We start from the raw sequence: 18,881 nt of genomic DNA on the forward strand, positions 1-18,881 counted from the left end.
TCAGGTCTTCGGCAGCGTCACGCCGTGCTGTCCCTGGTACTTGCCGCCGCGGTCCTTGTAGGACGTTTCGCAGATTTCATCGCTCTCGAAAAACAGCACCTGGGCGCAGCCCTCGCCGGCATAGATCTTGGCCGGCAGCGGCGTCGTGTTGGAGAATTCCAGCGTGACATAACCTTCCCATTCCGGCTCGAACGGCGTCACGTTGACGATGATGCCGCAACGCGCGTAGGTAGACTTGCCGAGGCAGATGGTGAGCACGCTGCGCGGGATGCGGAAATATTCCATGGTGCGCGCCAGCGCAAACGAATTGGGCGGGATGATGCAGACATCGCCGCTGAAATCGACGAACGATTTCTCGTCGAAATTCTTGGGATCGACGATGGTCGAATTGATATTCGTGAAAATCTTGAATTCGTTGGCGCAGCGGATATCGTAGCCGTACGACGAAGTGCCGTAAGACACGATCTTGTGGCCGTTGGCCTCGCGCACCTGGCCCGGCTCGAAAGGCTCGATCATGCCGGTTTCCTGCGCCATGCGGCGTATCCATTTGTCGGACTTGATGCTCATTGCGTATTTCCTCTTGTTCTGCCTGCAATAGTTTATGGTGTGTATTTGGCGCAATTTTACGCGAAAACCCTTTTAAAACAGCGGTTTCACGCGCTACCGACGGTCTATTGCTTCTAACGCTGCATGGTTTCCCATACTTTCTGCAAGCGCTTGACCGAAACCGGCATCGGCGTGCGCAATTCCTGTGCAAACAGCGACACCCGCAGCTCTTCCAGCAGCCAGCGGAACTCGGCCTGCTTCGGATCGCTCTTGCCGCCGCGGTCCTTCTGCGCCCGCTGCCAGGGCGTCGCCACCTGCATCCATTCCGCCATCAGCCGCGTATCGCGGCTCGGATCGGCGCGCAACTTCTCCAGCCGCACGTTGACCGCCTTCAGGTAGCGCGGGAAATGGGTCAGGTTGGCATAGTCGTTATCGGCAATGAAACGCTTGCCGACCAGCGACTGCATTTGGGCCTGGATATCGGCCACCGCCTGCGGATGGCCCTTGGCGCCCTGCAAACGCTTCGGCAAGCCGTGGTACTCGGCCAGGATCAGCGCCGCCAGGCGTGCAATTTCATTGCACAGCAAACCCAGGCGCGACTTGCCTTCATCCTTGCGCTGGGTGAATTCGGCCGCGGTCCTGGGCAGCGGCAGCTGCATGCAGGCGCGCTCCAGCCCGGCATAAATGATCTGGTCGCGCAGCTCTTCCTGCGATCCCAGCGCCAGGAACTGCATGCCCATCTGCTGCAGGCCGGGGATGTTTTTCTCGAGGAATTTCAATTGTTCCTTGAGCTGCAGGGCGAACAGCCGGCGCAGGCCAAGATGATGGATCCGCACCGCCTCGTTCGGATCGTCGAAAACTTCCAGGTCGCAGTGCGTGACCCGGTCCACCAGCGCCGGAAAACCGATCAAGGTCTGCTTGCCTTGCTGGATTTCCAGCAGTTCGGGCAGTTCGCCGAAGGTCCAGCCGGTCAGGTTGCTGAATTGCGCGTTAGCGTTGTCGGCGGCCTTCGCGGCTGGCTGGGCCGTGACACGGTTAGCCGCCGGCGCCACTGTTTTGCCCGTTTGCTGGGTTTCAGCAGCGGCTGCGGCCGTACTGTCGTCAGCCACCGTCACGCTCGCCAGTTTCTGGAAACTCTCGCGCGCCTGACCGCCGAATTCGGCTTGCAGAGCCGCCAGGTTGCGCCCCATGTCAAGCTGGCGGCCATGCTCGTCGACCACCTTGAAGTTCATCGAATGATGGGCCGGCAAGGTTTCCTGCTTGAAGTCCGTGCTGCGCGCGGCGACGCTGGTTTCCGTGCGGATGTCCGCCATCAAGGCGTCCAGCAGGCTGCCGTGGCCGAACACGTGGCGCGCCTGTATACGCTCGCAGAAACCGGCGGCGTAGTCCGGCAGCGGCACGCAATTGCGGCGTATCTTTTGCGGCAGGGATTTCAGCAGCAGATGGACTTTCTCCTTCAGCATGCCGGCCACCAGCCAGTCGCAGCGGTCGGCATATACCTGGTTCAGCGCATACAGCGGCACTGTCAGCGTCACGCCGTCGCGCGGCGTGCCGGGCTCGAAGTGATAGGACAAAGCCATTTCGATGCCGGCCACCCGCATCACTTTCGGGAACAGCTCGGTAGTGATGCCGGCCGCTTCATGCCGCATCAGGTCGTCACGGTTGAGGAACAGCAGCTTGGGCGTCTGCAGGCTGACATCTTTATGCCATTTTTCAAACGTGATGCCGTTGCAGATATCGGTTGGGACCAGCTTGTCGTAGAAGGCAGCAATCAGCTCGTCGTCCACCAGCACATCCAGCCGGCGCGACTTGTGCTCCAGGTTCTCGATCTCGCGGATCAGTTTCTGGTTGTGTGCGAAGAACGGCGCCCGGGTCTCGAATTCGCCGCCGACCAGCGCATCGCGGATGAATATCTCGCGCGCTTCCTGCGGATTGATCAAGCCGAAATTGATGCGGCGCTGGCTATACACCACCAGCCCGTACAAGGTAGCGCGTTCCGACGCCGAAACCTGCGCCGTGCGCTTTTCCCAGCGCGGCTCGCCATACGATTTTTTCAACAGGTGGGCGCCGACCTTCTCCAGCCATTCCGGCTGGATCTGGGCGATGCAGCGCGCATACAGGCGGCTGGTGTCGACCAGCTCCGCAGCCATCACCCATTTCCCGGCTTTCTTCGACAAATGCGAACCTGGCCACAGATGGAACTTGATAGCGCGCGCGCCAAGGTAGTGCGTGTCTTCGTCGGCCTTGAAACCGACGTTGCCGAGCAACCCGGTCAGCAAGGCGCAATGCAGCTGTTCATAGGTAGCCGGCGCTTCGTTCAGGCGCCAGCCCTGCTCGCGCACGATGGTCAGCAGCTGCGAATGGACGTCGCGCCATTCGCGCAAGCGCAATTGCGACAGGAAATTGGCGCGGCAGTTGTCCATCAGCTGGCGGTTGGTTTTCTTGTGCTCGATTGCGTCTTCAAACCATTTCCAGATTTTCAGGTAGCTCAGGAATTCGGATTTTTCGTCGGCGAATTTCTTGTGTGCCTGGTCGGCCGCGCCCTGCGCTTCCAGCGGCCGGTCGCGCGGATCCTGCACCGACAAGGCGGCGGCGATGACCAGCATTTCGCTCAGGCAGACATTGTCCAGCGCCGCCAGGATCATGCGGCCGACACGCGGATCGAGCGGCAGCTTGGCTAGCTGGCGGCCGGTCTTGGTCAGCTGGTTGCTGTCGTCGACCGCGCCCAGTTCCTGCAGCAGCTGGTAGCCGTCGGCGATGGCGCGGCCCGGCGGCGGTTCGATGAACGGGAAAGTCTCGACGTCCGTCAGGTGCAGCGACTTCATGCGCAAGATGACGGAAGCCAGCGACGAGCGCATGATTTCCGGCTCGGTGAATTTCGGCCGCTGCAGGTAGTCCTGCTCTTCGTACAGGCGGATGCAGACGCCGGCGGCAACCCGGCCGCAACGGCCGGCGCGCTGGTTGGCGGCGGATTGCGCAATCGGCTCGATCTGCAGCTGCTCGACCTTGTTCCTGTAGCTGTAGCGCTTTACCCGCGCCAGGCCGGCATCCACCACATAGCGGATGCCCGGCACGGTGAGCGAGGTTTCCGCCACGTTGGTCGCCAGCACGATGCGGCGCGCATTGGACGGCTTGAATACGCGTTCCTGCTCCTGCGCCGACAACCGCGCGAACAAGGGCAGGATTTCAACGTGGGCAGGATGATGCTTGCGCAGCGCTTCGGCGGTATCGCGGATTTCGCGTTCGCCCGGCAGGAACACCAGCACGTCGCCGGAGCCGATGCGCGCCAGCTCGTCGACCGCGTCCACCACCGCATCCATCAGGTCGCGTTGCTCGCGGTCGCGCTGGGCTGCGCTTTGCGGCGCATGTTGAGGAATATTCGGCTTGGCTGCGGCAGCGGCGGGATTGACGCCGCTGCGGTCGGCATTGTCGACCGGCCGGTAGCGCACTTCGACCGCGTACAGGCGGCCGGACACCTCGATCACCGGCGCCGGCTTGTCAGCCGTGCCGAAATGGCGGGCGAAGCGGTCGGCGTCGATGGTGGCCGACGTGATGATGATTTTCAGGTCGGGCCGCTTGGGCAGCAGCTGCTTCAGGTAACCCAGCAGGAAATCGATGTTCAGGCTGCGCTCGTGCGCCTCATCGATGATGATGGTGTCGTACTGGCGCAGCAGGGGATCGGTCTGGGTCTCGGCCAGCAGGATGCCGTCGGTCATCAGCTTGATCCAGGCGCCCTTGGTCAGGGTGTCGTTGAAACGCACCTTGTAGCCGACGTGCTCGCCCAGCGGCGAGTTGAGTTCCTGTGCGATGCGCTTGGCGGTCGACGAGGCGGCGATCCGGCGCGGCTGGGTGTGGCCGATCAGGCCGGTTTGGCCGCGCCCCAGTTCCAGGCAGATCTTCGGCAGCTGGGTGGTTTTACCCGAACCGGTTTCACCGCAGACGATGATGACCTGGTTGGCCGCGATCGCCGCCGAAATTTCACCGCGCTTGCCGGAAACCGGCAGTTCCTCGGGAAACACGACCGGCGGCAAAGGATTGCGCTCAGGCAACGGCCGCACAGGTTCCGGGCGTGGCGATGCCGGACGCGGCTGGGATGGACGGCCAGCGGTGCGCTGGGAACTTGGGCGATCGCTTGACCGCGCTGGTTTGTTGGATTCTGATACTGACATGAGGATGGAATTATACAGAGCGCCATAGCTAACGCCTCGGCATATCGGCAACTGTTTTGGCTGCCGCATGAAATTACTACAATAACAACGCCGGTGAAACCAGCAGCCAGCGAATTAAAGCCATGGCCGTTTTGCCAACCGTCGTCCGCTACACTACATACGCTATAATCGCGGGTTATCGAAACTGCGTGAAACTGCCCGGCTCTGCCAACATGCAGCCGCAACCGCGGCCGGCAGGTTTTCCGTCTTTTTTCTCGCATCCATTATTTATTCTCAAGGCAGGCGGCCGAGATCGCCTGAACCACGCATCATGCAAGAACCCGTCTCCGAGCAGCCAAACGACAATGACGCGGCCGATAGCGCCGACATCGTCGCCCACAATGTCTCCGTCGAACAGATCGCCAGCGAAGTGGCGCGCCGCCGTACATTCGGCATCATTTCCCACCCGGACGCCGGCAAAACCACGCTAACCGAAAAACTGCTGCTGTTTTCGGGCGCGATCCAGCTGGCAGGCACCGTCAAGGGCCGCAAAAGCGGCCGCCACGCGACCTCGGACTGGATGGACATCGAAAAGCAGCGCGGCATTTCGGTCGCCAGCTCGGTCATGCAGTTCGAATACCGCGACCACGTGGTCAACCTGCTCGACACCCCGGGCCACCAGGATTTCTCGGAAGATACCTACCGCGTGCTGACCGCGGTCGACTCGGCGCTGATGGTGATCGACGCCGCCAAGGGCGTCGAAACCCAGACCATCAAGCTGCTCAACGTCTGCCGCATGCGCAACACGCCGATCATCACCTTGATGAACAAGATGGACCGCGAAACCCGCGATCCGCTGGAACTGCTGGACGAACTGGAATCGGTGCTGAAGATCCAGTGCGCGCCGGTGACCTGGCCGATCGGCATGGGCAAGACCTTCCGCGGCGTGTATCACCTGCTGCGCGACGAGATCCTGCTGTTCGCCGCCGGCAACGACAAGGCTGACCAGACGTTTGAAGTGATCAAGGGCATCGACAACCCGCGCCTGGATGAAATGTTCCCGCGCGAAATCGAACAGCTGCGGATGGAAGTCGAGCTGGTGCACGGCGCCTCGCATCCGTTCGACCAGGAAGCCTTCCTGGCCGGCGTGCAAACCCCGGTATTCTTCGGCTCCGCCATCAACAACTTCGGCATCCGCGAAATCCTCAACGCGCTGATCGACTGGGCTCAGCCGCCAGGCTCGCGCGATGCAACGGTGCGCACCGTAGGGCCGAAAGAAGCCAGCTTCTCCGGTTTCGTGTTCAAGATCCAGGCCAACATGGACCCGGCGCACCGCGACCGCATCGCTTTCCTGCGCGTCTGCTCCGGCCATTTCCAGCGCGGCATGAAAATCAAGCACCTGCGCCTGAACCGCGAAATCAAGGTATCGAACGTGGTGACCTTCATGGCGTCCAGCCGCGAACAGGTAGAAGAAGCATATGCCGGCGACATCATCGGCCTGCCCAACCACGGCAACATGCAGATCGGCGACAGTTTTTCCGAAGGCGAACTGCTGCAGTTCACCGGCATCCCCTACTTCGCGCCGGATTTCTTCCGCTCGGTGCGGATCCGCAATCCGCTCAAGATCAAGCAGCTGCACAAAGGCTTGCAGCAGCTCGGCGAAGAAGGCGCGATCCAGGTCTTCAAGCCGGTCACCAGCAGCGATCTGGTGCTGGGCGGGGTCGGCGTGCTGCAGTTTGAAGTGGTCGCCAGCCGCCTCCTCAACGAGTATGGTGTCGATGCGGTGTTCGAAGGCACCAGCATCAGCAGCGCCCGCTGGATCACGTGCGACGACAAAAAGATCCTGGCCGATTTCGAAAAGTCGTCCGCCGGCCATAACGTCGCTTACGATGCTGCCGGCAACATGGCTTATCTGGCGACTTCTGGCGTGAACCTGCGCCTGACGCAAGAGCGCTGGCCGCAAGTGGTGTTCCACGAAACGCGCGAGCATGCGGTCAAGTTGAACTGAATCGACAAGCTGTCGATCTCAAGCAAGAGATGCAATTGCTATCTGGGCGTAATCCTGGCATGGCAACCTGAGAAAATTCCGTAAAAAAAAAGCCCCGTTCACCCACAAACGGGGCTTTTTTTGGGGCATCACATTTTGCGGCAGATACGCACGTTGCTGCTGTCGCCCTGAACCTGAAGGCAAAGTCGACCAATTTGCATTTAGGCAATCGCAAGAGTAAGCTCTATTCAGTCTGAATACCACGATTCGCCATTCTTTCAAGAAAGCGTACATCATGTTACTTCAACGTTCACCTCTCTCCTCCCTCCTACTCGCTGCCTCTCTTGCTTGCGCTCCGGTGGCGGCACTGGCCCAGGATGTCGTGCTGGGCGCCTCGGTGCAACTGACCGGCCCGATCGCCAATACCGGTCGCTATTACCGCGACGCCTATCAACTCGCGATCGACAAAATCAATGCGGCGGGCGGTGTGAAGTTGGCTGGGCAGTCGCATAAACTGGCACTCAGGCTCTATGACAATCAATCCGACGCCAATCTCAGCATACGCCAATACACGCGGCTGGTAACAGAGGATAAGGTCAATCTGCTGCTGGGACCGTTCGCCAGCAATTTTGCGCTGGCTGATTCGGCCGTATCGGAAAAATACAATATCCCGATGGTAGAAGGCGGCGGCGCCTCGGACCAGATTTTTGCACGTAAATTCAATTACATTTTCGGTACGCTGGCGCCCGCGAGCAATTACTTTGGCAGCACCATCGAGATGCTCAAGTTGCTCAAACCCGCGCCGAAATCCCTAGCCCTGCTGTATGCCGACGACGCCTTTGATGTATCGGTCGCGGAAGGCACGCGGCCCAAATTGAAGCAGGCCGGCTTGAATGTCGTCATGGATGAACGTTACAGCACTAACGCCAGCGACTTTAATTCGCTGTTATCCCAGATTAAGAGCGAGAATATCGATGTCGTTCTGGTGGCTGGCCACGAGACCGAGATCCTGAATTTCGTACGCCAGGCCAAGAGCTTGGCGGTAGCGCCGAAATTATATTCATTTACAGTAGGTGTGCCGAGTGAAGATTTCCGCAAGGCTTTGGGTAAGGACGCCGACTACGCATTTGGCATGACGGCCTGGTTGCCGACTCCTTCCCTGAAAGACCGCTGGTTTGGAGATGCGCAGCAGTTTGCCAAGGAATACAAGGCCAAATTCGGCTATGACCCTGATTATCATGCTGCTTCGGGCGCCGCCGACGTAGAAGCGCTGGTGCAGGCCATGGAAGACGCCGGCAGCATCGAACCGCAAAAGGTGCGCGATGCGCTGGCGAAGATCAAATTCAACAGCCTGTACGGTCCGATCGCATTCAATCCGCAAGGACAAATCGACCTGCCGCAAGTGGTCATCCAGGTGCAAGGCGATCAACTGGTTGAAATCTACGGCGCCAAGGGATTCGTGAAACAACCGAAGTATCCGATGCCGGCCTGGTCCGCGCGCTAGCCGGCAGACGATCGGGATTCCAAGTGAACCTGCTCGCGCAAATCCTCGTCAACGGCGTTCTACTCGGCGGGCTATATGCTGTCATGGCGCTCGGCCTGGCCTTGGTCTGGGGCGTACTTAACATCGTCAATCTGGCGCATGGCGCCTTCATCATGCTGGGCGCGTACGCGTCGTGGCATCTCTACACCTACGCGCACATTGACCCATTTCTGGGATTGCCCATCACAGCCGCCGTCATGTTTGCCCTAGGCTACGTGCTACAACGCGGCTTGCTGAATCTGGTGATCCGAGCGCCAATGTTCAATACGCTGCTGATCACTTTCGGACTTGAGGTGGTGCTGACTTATCTGGCCCAGCTGGTATTCTCGGCAGATTTTCGCACCATTAATCCGCCCTACGCAGGCAGCAGCCTGGCGTGGGGACCGGTGGTGTTGCCAGTGGCACGGCTTGGCGCATTCGGCGTTGCCGTAGTTCTGACGGTCGGCATGTGGCTGTTCCTGCTGCACACGCGACTCGGGCGCGCGATTCGCGCCACCGCCCAGAACCTGGTGGCGGCCCGCCTTTACGGGGTCGAGCCGCGTCATCTCTACGCCATGACGTTTGCCTTGGGCATAGCGCTGGCTGGCGCGGCCGGCACACTCTACGGCACGGTGTCGCAAATCAATCCATACATCGGCGCCTCGCTCACCGCCAAATCCTTTGCCATCGCGATTATCGGCGGCCTCGACAACCCGCTGGGCGTCCTCGTCGGCGGGCTGTTCCTGGGAATCGTGGAATCGCTGACCGCCTTGTATGTCGGCCAAACCTTCGCCAATGTCGCCAGCTTCGGCGTCCTGGTGCTGGTGCTGATCCTGCGCCCCAGCGGCTTGCTTGGAAAGACGACATGAAGATGTGGCACGCAGGCCTGGTATCGCTTGCCCTGTTGCTGCTGGCAGGCGTTCCCTGGTACGGGTCCGACGTGCTCGTCCAGTTCGGCATCAACGCGCTGCTGCTGGCGGTGCTGGCGCAGGGCTGGAACATCATCGGCGGCTACACCGGCTATGCCTCGTTCGGCAATTCAGTGTTTTACGGACTGGGCGGCTACGGCGTGGCTATCGCCATGGTCCAGTGGCAATTGCCGTTCGCTGTGGGCCTGGTTTTCGGCGTGCTGTTGGCGATCGTCTTTGCCGTTCTGCTGGGCCTGCCTGTGCTGCGCTTGAAAGGCCATTACTTTGCCATTGCGACGCTAGCCTTGTCGCAAATCATGACGGCTATCGTCTCCAACGTCGGACTGGCCGGCCAGAACATCGGCCTGGTGCTGCCGCCGCTAAACAACGATCGGCTATTCTATGCACTGGCGCTGGGCCTGCTAGCGATCGCTACACTGACGATCTTCTGGCTGACACGCAGCCGCTTCGGTTTCGGATTGATCGCGATTCGTGAAAACGAGGAGGCCGCCGCCGTCATGGGCGTCAACACGACCTTGTACAAGATCCTCGCATTTACACTCTCGGGCATCTTCAGCGCCTTGGCCGGCGGCATTCATGCTTACTGGATCACCTTCCTGGATCCTGAAAGCGCCTTCGATATCAGCCTTAACGTCAAGATGATCATCATGGCTGTCTTTGGCGGTCCGGGCACCGTGCTTGGCCCCATCGTCGGCGCGCTGTCGCTATCTGCCGTTTCCGAAATCCTGTCGAGTAAAGTGACCAGCCTCGCCGGCCTGTTTTTTGGTGTCGTCATCGTCGCGGCAGTGGTCATGATGCCGCGCGGCCTGAGCAATATGGTGCGACGTTTTCGCAAAGCCGGCTGGCGCTATTTCATCGAAAACATCCGGGCGCACAGGCTATGACTGCCCTGCTCGAAGTCCGTCACGCCACCCGGCGTTTTGCCGGGCTGATCGCCGTCAATGATGTCAGCCTCACGCTGGCGCAGGGCGAAATTCTAGGCCTGATTGGTCCCAACGGCGCTGGCAAGACGACATTGATCAGCCTGATTAGCGGAACGCTGGAGCCGAGCGACGGAGAACTGCTGTTCCAGGGCGTGTCCATCAACCGGCTGCCGGCATTTCGCCGCGCGCGCCTTGGCATTGGCCGTACGTTCCAGATCATGCGACCGTTTCCAGGATTGTCGGTGCTGGACAACGTCGCCGTGGGTGCCTTGTTCGGGCGCGACGGCGGCCAAACGCGATTGGCTCCGGCGCGCGAGCAGGCCCGGGCCTGCCTTGAATTCGTGGGGCTGGACAAGCATATCGACCAGCGGGCCGACGAACTGGGGGGGGCGGGCCGCAAACGGCTGGAGCTTGCCAAGGCGCTGGCGATGCAGCCCAAGCTGCTGCTGTGCGATGAGATCATGGCAGGCCTGAATCATGTCGAGATCGAGGAGGTGATTGATCTGCTGCGCAAAGTGCGCGATCAAGGCATCAGCATCCTCGTCATCGAGCATGTGATCAAGGCTATCAAAAGCCTGTCGGATCGCTTGCTGGTGCTACACCACGGAGAAAAGATCGCCGATGGCACGCCCGAGGACGTGCTGTCGGACCCGGTCGTGGTGCAAGCTTACCTGGGAAAAAAGCGTCCATGAATGCTCCGGAAAAGACTGTTCCTTTGCTTAAAGTCGACAATCTGAGCGCCGGCTACGGCGAAATGCCGGTGCTGCATGGCGTACAGCTGGAAATTTATCAGGCTGAAATGGTGGCGCTGGTCGGTAGCAATGGCGCCGGCAAGACGACTTTGCTGCGTGCGTTATCAGGCATGCTGCCTTCCACCGGCAGCATCGCGATGAACGGACGCGAGCTGGTAGGCTTAACGCCAGATCAAATCTTCGGCCTGGGCTTGGTGCAGGTGCCGGAAGGACGCCAGCTGTTTGACCGCATGACCGTGCAAGACAACCTGCTGATGGGCAGTTACCGTCGCCAGGACAACGCCGCCATCGCGCGTGACCTGGACAAGATGTACGCCATCTTCCCGCGCATGGCGGAGCGGCGTCGCCAACTGGCCGGCAGCATGTCAGGTGGCGAGCAGCAGATGTGCGCCATCGCGCGCGCCTTGATGGCGGCGCCAGTGCTGGTGATGATCGATGAAATGAGCTTGGGGCTGGCGCCGGTCGTGACGCAGGAACTGATGGAAGTACTGGCCGCGATTCAACGGGACGGCGTGACCGTGCTGCTGGTCGAGCAGGATGTGCAACTGGCGCTGTCCGGCGCCGACCGCGCCTACGTGATGGAAACCGGCCGCATTGTGCACAGCGGGCCTGCCAAAATCCTGATCAATGATCCCGCCGTCCAGCAAGCCTACCTGGGAATGTAATGCGGACGTGCTCATGCGCCAATATGTAAATGCCTTGCCCAAAAAAAACCCCGTTAGTCTGTCAACGGGGTTTTTTCAAGACGAATTTGCGCAGCTTGTTATGTCAGGATCCCCTCATGCAACAAGCACATCCCTTTTCCCCATTCAGGGCAATCTCCTCTGAAAGCAAGTTCAGGAATGATCGCGTTGATCAGCCTCCGCAATCTCCGCTTCCCGCAAGGCCAACTCCTGTTCAGAGTCAATGGTTTTGCCGTCCAGCTGACGATGCAACTGCTGCTCATCGAGCTCGCCAGTCCACTTCGCCACGATGATCGTCGCCACGCCGTTGCCGATGGTGTTGGTCAAGGCGCGCGCTTCCGACATGAAGCGGTCGATGCCGAGGATCAGCGCCAGGCCGGCGACCGGCACATGGCCGACTGCCGACAAGGTCGCCGCCAGCACGATGAAACCGCTGCCCGTGACGCCGGCGGCGCCCTTGGATGTCAGCAGCAAGACTGCCAGCAAGGTCAGCTGCTGGAACAGGCTCATCGGCGTATCGGTCGCCTGGGCGATGAATACCGCCGCCATCGTCAGGTAGATCGACGTGCCGTCCAGGTTGAATGAATAACCGGTCGGGATCACCAGGCCGACCACCGATTTCTTGGCGCCCAGGTTTTCCATCTTGCCCATCAGGCGCGGCAGCACCGATTCCGACGACGAGGTGCCGAGCACGATCAGCAGTTCTTCCTTGATGTACTTGACGAACTTCCAGATGCTGAAGCCGTGCACCTTGGCGACCACGCCCAGCACGCCGAAGATGAACAACAGGCAGGTCAGGTAGAACGCGCCCATCAGCTGGCCCAGCGACAGCAAGGAGCCGAGGCCGTATTTGCCGATAGTGAATGCCATCGCGCCAAAGGCGCCGATCGGTGCGACCTTCATGATCAGGCCGACCATGCCGAACAGCACATGCGAGAATTTTTCGACAAAATCAAACACCAGCGTGCCGCGGCCGCCGAATTTATGCAGCGCAAAACCGAACAGTATCGCGATCAGCAATACTTGCAAGATCTCGTTCTTGGCAAAAGCATCAACAAAACTGCTTGGAATGATGTGGAACAGGAAGTCGCTGGCGGACTCCATCTTGCCCGGACCTGTATATGCAGCAATGCTCTTGGTATCGAGCGCGCTGAGGTCGACGTGCATGCCGGTGCCCGGATGCCAGACATTGACCACTACCAGGCCCAGGATCAAGGCCACGGTGCTCATGATTTCAAAATACAGCAGGGCCAGGCCGCCGGTCTTGCCGACTTTCTTCATGTCTTCCATGCCGGCGATGCCGATCACCACGGTACAGAAAATGACCGGCGCGATGATCATCTTGATCAGCTTGATGAACCCATCGCCGAGCGGCTTCATCGCCGCCCCGGTTTCCGGGTACAGATGTCCAAGCACGACGCCGATCACGATCGCGGTCAATACTTGCACATAAAGGGATTTGTAGAGCGCTGGTTTTGCCATTTGTCCTCTCCGATTAGATTACGTTTTTTTTAGAATATCGCCGCTGCTCGCTACAGCCAGCGCCGATCATACCGCCTGCGTCCATCGACAGCACTGTCCTTGCATTCTCCCTGAATGGCGCCGGACAGGAAAAGATGGAAAAAAGAGCGCAACTTTAGCTGATAACGCTAACATCACTCAAGTTATTTACACTCGCCGACGCGAAATTGCATTTTGTGCAATCATTGTTCGATACGTCTGCCGCAATCTCTTGAATTGACAACCTTGATCAGCATTCTGTTCTGTATTGCTCTTTAAGTAAATTCCTCATGAGATATTTATCGGGCAAGATTATCGGACAAGACCTGAGATAGTCTTGTCACATTGGGTGTGTATCTTGCTTAAGGGCAGACGTATAGTGTCGGATTGCTTTTTTTTTACCAATCCCGCGGTTTGCACCAGCGCCGGAATTTTTGCCTGGTGAAATGCACGGGAAAGTAATGGCAACCTTTCGCCTGCTTCACCTGTCACAGACAAGCCGTATTACAGCAAGTCCTTTCATAGCGAGGAAGATATATGACTGAAAACGATGTCCGCAACAACGCCTTTGCGATGCCTATCCACAATCCGGCCTTTCCGCCCGGCCCCTATCGTTTCGTCGACCGCGAATTCCTGATCATCACCTATCGCACCGACCCCGAAGCGCTCAAGAAAATGATTCCGGCGCCGCTGCAGTTCGTCGAGCCTATCGTCAAGTTCGAATTCATCAAGATGCCTGACTCGACCGGCTTCGGCCATTACTGCGAATCGGGACAGGTCATCCCGGTAACGCTGGACGGCGTGGCCGGCGGCTATGTCCACAACATGTACCTCAACGACCACCCGCCGATCGCCGGCGGCCGCGAACTGTGGGGTTTCCCGAAGAAGCTCGGCAGCCCGGAACTGCAGGTGCACACCGATACGCTGATGGGCACGCTCGACTACAGCGACTTCCGCATCGCCACCGGCACCATGGGCTACAAGCACAAGACGCTCGATAGCGCCGTGGTGAAGAAGTCGCTGGAAGCGCCGAGCTTCCTGCTGAAAATCATCCCGCATGTGGACGGCACCCCGCGCATCTGCGAACTGGTACAGTACAGCTTGACCGACATCACCGTGAAAGGCGCCTGGAGCGGCCCCGGCGCGCTCGATTTGCACCCGCATGCGCTGGCCCCTATCGCCGACCTGCCGGTGCTGGAAGTTATCTCCGCGGTACATATCCTGACCGACCTGACCCTGCCGTTGGGTACCGTCGCTTACGATTACCTCGCCAAGTAAGTACGTAAACAAGCACGTCAATAAACAAGTAAAGGAATAGCCATGTCACTCAAAGATAAAGTTGCACTGATTACCGGTTCCGCCAGCGGCATCGGCAAGGAAATCGCCATCGAATACGCGCGCGCGGGCGCCAAGGTCGTGATCGCCGACCTGGCGCTCGACGCCGCCACCGCCACCGCCAATGAGATCAGCCAGTCCGGCGGCATCGCCATGGCGGTCGCCATGAACGTCACCGACGAAGCGCAGGTCGACAAGGGCATCGCCGACGCCGTAGCGGCCTTTGGCAGCATCGACGTCCTGATCAGCAACGCCGGCATCCAGATCATCGCGCCTGTCGTCGATTCGACCCTGGACAACTGGAAAAAAATGCTGGCGATCCATCTCGACGGCGCCTACCTGACTACCCGTGCAGCGATGCGCGAAATGATCAAGAAGGGCAATGGCGGCGCCATCATCTATATGGGTTCGGTGCACTCGCACGAAGGTTCGCCGCTGAAGGCGCCGTACGTCACCGCCAAGCACGGCTTGATCGGACTGGCGAAAGTAGTGGCCAAGGAAGGCGCAAAAGACAAGATCCGCGCCAACGTCATCTGCCCAGGTTTCGTCCGCACGCCGCTGGTGGAAAAGCAGATTCCTGAGCAAGCCAAGGAACTCGGCATCACCGAAGAGCAAGTGATCAAGAACGTGATGCTGAAAGACACCGTGGACGGCGAATTCACCACCACCCACGATGTCGCGCAAACCGCAATCTTCCTCGGCGGCTTCGAATCCAACGCCCTGACCGGGCAATCGATCGTGGTCAGCCACGGCTGGTTCATGCAGTAACAGCTTGCGGCAGCCAACACCGGACAAGAAGGGCAAGAAATCATCTTGCCCTTCTTATCAAGCCCGATCCGGCAGCCGCATCCAATCCGGGAAGTCATTTTGAGCACAACTTATTTTTTGCCGGCGCCGGTCCCTCGGCTGCGCCTGAAGCATGGCCTGTGTTGCCTGTTGCTGCTGGCAGGCAGCACCGTGCTCGCAAAAACCGAGCAGGCCACGGCGGCCGAGGCGCCGCCGGCGTTTGCCAGCCGCCAGGCGGCGCTTGCGGCCTTGCCGCCGCTGATGCTGTGGGTAGGAGAACGGCCAGACGACGTCCGCACCTGGGTCGGCGGCAGCGCCCGCCAGGCAAAACTCAAGGGCGGCGCCGACAATCAGGCCGTGCCGCCAGTCCAGGACCAGCGCATGGGCGTTGCGGTACTCGACACCACCATCCTGCTGCGCGACGGCAGCGCCAGCGTCCGCCGCCGCCAGCAGCCCTTGCAGCTGCCGCCGGCCTGGTACGCGCAAAACGGCGTGCAGCAAAAAGCACCGCTGGTGACCATCGTCCATATCGACATGGCGCGTGGCGCGCGCAAACCGCAACTGAATGAAAAACAGAAACGGACCATCGTCAACGCCATAGTCGCCGCCGCGGCCCGCAGCCCGAGCCAGGTAGTGCAGCTCGATTTCGAGGTCATGCATAGCCAGAAGCCGTTCCTGGCGGATGTCGTGAAACGCAGCCGCGACGCCCTGCCGGACAATGTCGCCTTGTCGATCACGGCGCTGGCTTCATGGTGCGTGGGCGATGCGTGGCTGGCCGACCTGCCGGCCGACGAGATAGTGCCGATCGCGTTCCGCATGGCCGGCGACGCCGGCCGCATGCGCGATGTGCTGAACCACGAGGGCCACTTCCCGCGCCCGGAATGCCAGCCGAGCCTGGGCTTGTCGCTGGATGAACAGCCTTGGCCGGACAAGCTGCGCAGCCAGCGGCTTTACCTGTTTAACCGGAATGCCTGGTCGGGCACACCGATGGCGGGCTGGGCGGTAAGGCTAGGGGCGATTTTCCCCTAAGCCTGGCGTCGCTCAGGATTGACGGCGCCTGGGCCGCTCAAGTCTCCGCCGCGCGAGCGGCCGGATAAACCTTCACCAGCACAATCCGCGGCCCGTTCATTTTCTTGACCACGATGTCGAAGCCGTCGAATGCGATTTTCTGCCCTTCATGCGGCAAATCGCCGAGCTTGGCCATGATCAGCCCCCCCACCGAGTCGACGTCTTCGTCGCCCTCGATCACGACATCGATGCCGAGTATCCGTTCCAGGCTGAAGATCGGCAGGCTGCCCTTGCCCAGCAGGGTGCCGTCGTCGAGGCGGCTCCATTCGTTGTCGTTGCGCCGGAATTCGTCGCGGATTTCGCCTACCATCGCCCCCAGCAGGTTATCCAGCGTGATGAAGCCTTCCGGCTTGCTGCCCTTCTTGCCGATGATGGCGAAATGCGGCGAACCGGTGCGGAAGCGGCGGAACAGTTCCAGCGCCGGCATGCGCGACGACACATACTCCACCGGCCGCAGGTAAGCGTTCAGGCCTTCGATCGACTTGCCTTCCTGCTGCGCGATGAACAGATCTTTCAGGTGGATCACGCCCAGCACATTGACGCCGCTCTGGTCGAAGTAGGGATAACGGCTGAAGCGGTGGCGATAGATGGTCTGCAGGTTTTCCTGCAGGCTGCGCGCCTGGTGCAAAGCGGTGATTTCGTTGATGGGACGCATCAGGTCGGATACTTCAAGCTCGCTGAAATCGAGCGATTGCGCCAGGACGTTCCATTCCTCGCGGTTGAATTTTTCCCCGGCATGGCTGCCGCGCAAGATCAGTTTCAGCTCATCCGCCGAATACTGCGCATCGTGGCCGTGGGCGCCGGCCAGGCCGGCCAGGCGCAGGATCCAGTTGGCGCTGGCGTTGAGCGCCCAGATCGCCGGATACATGGCCCAGTAAAACCCGTACAAGGGCAAGGCGCACCACAGTCCGATCACTTCGGGATTGCGGATCGCCACGGTCTTGGGCGCGAGTTCGCCGATCACGATGTGGAGGAAAGAAATCAGGAAGAAAGCGAAGAAAAACGAAATGCCGTGTATCAGTTCCGGCGAGCTGATGCCGATCCAGCCGAACACCGGCTGCAGCAGGCTGGCGAACGCCGGTTCGCCGATCCAGCCCAGGCCCAGCGAGGCGAGTGTGATACCGAGTTGGCAAGCGGACAGGTAAGCGTCCAGCTGGCGATGCACTATTGCCAGGATGCGCCCGCGCAAGCCTTGGGTCTTGGCGATGGCGCGGATGCGGGTCTGGCGTAATTTGACTAAACCGAATTCGGCAGCGACAAAAAAGCCGTTGAGCGCTACCAGAAATAATGCTGCGATAACCAATAACAGGTTGTTCAATGAATCTCTTTCATGGGTAATGACGGATTACAAGTATAGGCGAGGATTGCGCTTTCAACAAAAGCGCGGAGGATCCGCCGTTGCAAACAGCGCCGGCCAAGAAAAACGGGGCAGGGTTTTACGCCAGACTGCGTATCAACCCTGCCCCATTCCAGCGTAGCGCACGGCTACCGCGATATTCCCGATTACAGCGTGGTAGCCAGCGCACACTGGCGATAATGTTCGGCGGCCAGCGCCTGCTGGTCGATTGCTTCATGCAGCTGCCCCAGTTTCAGATGCGCTTCGCGCACCGTGGCCGGCGCTACGGCGTCCGACAAAGCCTGCTCCAGGTGGCGCTGGGCCTTGCCCCATAATTTTTGCCTGAAGCAGAACGTGCCCAAGGTCAGCGCCAGCTCGGGGTCATTGGGCGCCCTGGCGGACCAGTGCTCGCAGTGCTCGATTTGCGACAGCAGCTCGGGCGAGGCCTCGGCCGCAGCAGCGTCACGGTAGACCGCCAGCAAGCGCTGGTCCCATTCTGTCGCCAGGGATTTTTCGACGAGGGAGCGCGCTTCCGCATGCAAACCGCTCTTGTTGAATGCCTGGGCGCCGCGCATGGCGATGAATGGCTTGGTCCGGTCTTCGTTCGGCACCGTGCCCCACAGCCGGGCGATCGATTCGGCATCGTGCGCTTCATCCGACAGCAAGCCGTCGTATGCCAGCTCGCGCAAGCGTGTCGACAGGGCCGGATGCAAGGCGTCATGCTTGTTCAGGGTCCGCACCAGGCGCAGCACTTCCGGCCAGTTCTTGGCTTGCTGGTTAGCTTTCAGCGCCAGCCGCAAAGCGTGGATATGGCGCGTGCCGCGCGCGTTCAGTTCATTAACGGTATGCAGCGCCGCCTGCGACTTGTGCTCGTCCACCAGCAGGTCCAGGGTGGTGATCAGGCGCGCCGTCTTCAGCGGCTCGTCATCTTCGATGCTGGCCAGCCAGATGTCGCGCCGTTCAGGCTGTCCCATGCGGTGGGCGGCGCGGGCGCCGATCAAGGCCGCCACGCCCAGGTTGTCGGGCAGTTCGGCGGCGCGCGTGGCGGCTTTCTCAGCCTGGCCGAAACGACCCTCGAACAAGGACTTGAGCGCATCGCGCAAGGCGTTGTTGGCAGTGGTTTCGCGTTTGTGGCGACGATAGCCGATCACTCGTCCGGGTAATTTCTGCGTGACCCGGATCGCCCGGATCAGCACATACAGGATGATGAACAGGATCGCCAGCGAGATGACGAAGAAGTTCAGCGACAGGTCAATCCGGTACGGCGGGAAAAACATCACCACGTTACCGGGGTTGTAACGCGCCAGCACGGCGAGGCCGATGGCGACTGCAAACAGAGCAACAAGCCGGAGAAAGAATCGCATAG

General features: G+C 60.1%; 14 protein-coding genes. 9 read left to right on the forward strand and 5 right to left on the reverse strand.

Annotated elements, in window-relative coordinates:
* Positions 1-567: a dCTP deaminase gene (dcd, locus tag BM062_RS15605; protein WP_092398441.1), complete on the reverse strand. Its 567-nt coding sequence runs from the start codon at positions 565-567 to the stop codon at positions 1-3.
* Positions 568-680: 113 nt separating this feature from the next.
* Positions 681-4,715 (reverse strand): ATP-dependent RNA helicase HrpA, encoded by a 4,035-nt coding sequence (hrpA, locus tag BM062_RS15610; protein WP_092398443.1) that lies wholly within the window; start codon positions 4,713-4,715, stop codon positions 681-683.
* Between the two features lie 310 nt (positions 4,716-5,025).
* Between hrpA and BM062_RS15615 the strand changes: the two genes are divergently transcribed.
* From BM062_RS15615 to BM062_RS15640, 6 genes are all read left to right on the forward strand, one after another.
* Positions 5,026-6,702 carry a peptide chain release factor 3 gene (locus BM062_RS15615; protein ID WP_092398445.1) on the forward strand — a complete coding sequence of 559 codons (1,677 nt, stop codon included), beginning with the start codon at positions 5,026-5,028 and terminating at the stop codon, positions 6,700-6,702.
* A gap of 274 nt (positions 6,703-6,976) precedes the next feature.
* Positions 6,977-8,185 (forward strand): amino acid ABC transporter substrate-binding protein, encoded by a 1,209-nt coding sequence (locus tag BM062_RS15620; RefSeq protein WP_092398447.1) that lies wholly within the window; start codon positions 6,977-6,979, stop codon positions 8,183-8,185.
* Between the two features lie 23 nt (positions 8,186-8,208).
* On the forward strand, positions 8,209-9,072 hold the full coding sequence (locus tag BM062_RS15625; RefSeq protein ID WP_092398449.1) for a branched-chain amino acid ABC transporter permease: 864 nt from the start codon (positions 8,209-8,211) through the stop codon (positions 9,070-9,072).
* Positions 9,069-10,016 (forward strand): branched-chain amino acid ABC transporter permease, encoded by a 948-nt coding sequence (locus BM062_RS15630; protein ID WP_092398451.1) that lies wholly within the window; start codon positions 9,069-9,071, stop codon positions 10,014-10,016. The genes BM062_RS15625 and BM062_RS15630 overlap by 4 nt, the downstream gene beginning before the upstream one ends.
* Positions 10,013-10,747: an ABC transporter ATP-binding protein gene (locus BM062_RS15635; RefSeq protein WP_092398453.1), complete on the forward strand. Its 735-nt coding sequence runs from the start codon at positions 10,013-10,015 to the stop codon at positions 10,745-10,747. The genes BM062_RS15630 and BM062_RS15635 overlap by 4 nt, the downstream gene beginning before the upstream one ends.
* Positions 10,744-11,472 (forward strand): ABC transporter ATP-binding protein, encoded by a 729-nt coding sequence (locus tag BM062_RS15640; protein ID WP_092398455.1) that lies wholly within the window; start codon positions 10,744-10,746, stop codon positions 11,470-11,472. Before BM062_RS15635 ends, BM062_RS15640 begins: the two co-directional genes overlap by 4 nt.
* Positions 11,473-11,643: 171 nt before the next feature.
* Here BM062_RS15640 and BM062_RS15645 read toward each other — a convergent pair whose 3' ends face one another.
* The gene (locus tag BM062_RS15645) at positions 11,644-12,972 is read right to left on the reverse strand and encodes a dicarboxylate/amino acid:cation symporter (protein WP_092398457.1); all 1,329 of its coding nucleotides are present in this window, start codon (positions 12,970-12,972) and stop codon (positions 11,644-11,646) included.
* A 555-nt stretch (positions 12,973-13,527) separates the two neighbouring features.
* Between BM062_RS15645 and BM062_RS15650 the strand changes: the two genes are divergently transcribed.
* The 3 genes from BM062_RS15650 to BM062_RS15660 all read left to right on the forward strand — a co-directional run bounded on the left by BM062_RS15650 (position 13,528) and on the right by BM062_RS15660 (position 16,140).
* The gene (locus BM062_RS15650) at positions 13,528-14,268 is read left to right on the forward strand and encodes an acetoacetate decarboxylase (protein ID WP_092398459.1); all 741 of its coding nucleotides are present in this window, start codon (positions 13,528-13,530) and stop codon (positions 14,266-14,268) included.
* A 42-nt stretch (positions 14,269-14,310) separates the two neighbouring features.
* Positions 14,311-15,093: a 3-hydroxybutyrate dehydrogenase gene (locus tag BM062_RS15655; protein WP_092398461.1), complete on the forward strand. Its 783-nt coding sequence runs from the start codon at positions 14,311-14,313 to the stop codon at positions 15,091-15,093.
* 99 nt (positions 15,094-15,192) lie between these two features.
* The gene (locus BM062_RS15660; RefSeq protein ID WP_092398463.1) at positions 15,193-16,140 is read left to right on the forward strand and encodes a hypothetical protein; all 948 of its coding nucleotides are present in this window, start codon (positions 15,193-15,195) and stop codon (positions 16,138-16,140) included.
* A gap of 37 nt (positions 16,141-16,177) precedes the next feature.
* Here BM062_RS15660 and BM062_RS15665 read toward each other — a convergent pair whose 3' ends face one another.
* Together BM062_RS15665 and BM062_RS15670 are read right to left on the reverse strand one after the other, a co-directional pair.
* Positions 16,178-17,497, reverse strand: a complete 1,320-nt coding sequence (locus BM062_RS15665; protein ID WP_092398465.1) for a hemolysin family protein — start codon at positions 17,495-17,497, stop codon at positions 16,178-16,180.
* A gap of 185 nt (positions 17,498-17,682) precedes the next feature.
* On the reverse strand, positions 17,683-18,879 hold the full coding sequence (locus tag BM062_RS15670) for a heme biosynthesis protein HemY (RefSeq protein WP_092398467.1): 1,197 nt from the start codon (positions 18,877-18,879) through the stop codon (positions 17,683-17,685).
* Between the last annotated feature and the right edge of the window lie 2 nt (positions 18,880-18,881).

The sequence above is a fragment of the Collimonas sp. OK412 genome, assembly GCF_900112135.1.
GTDB lineage: Bacteria > Pseudomonadota > Gammaproteobacteria > Burkholderiales > Burkholderiaceae_D > Collimonas > Collimonas rhizosphaerae.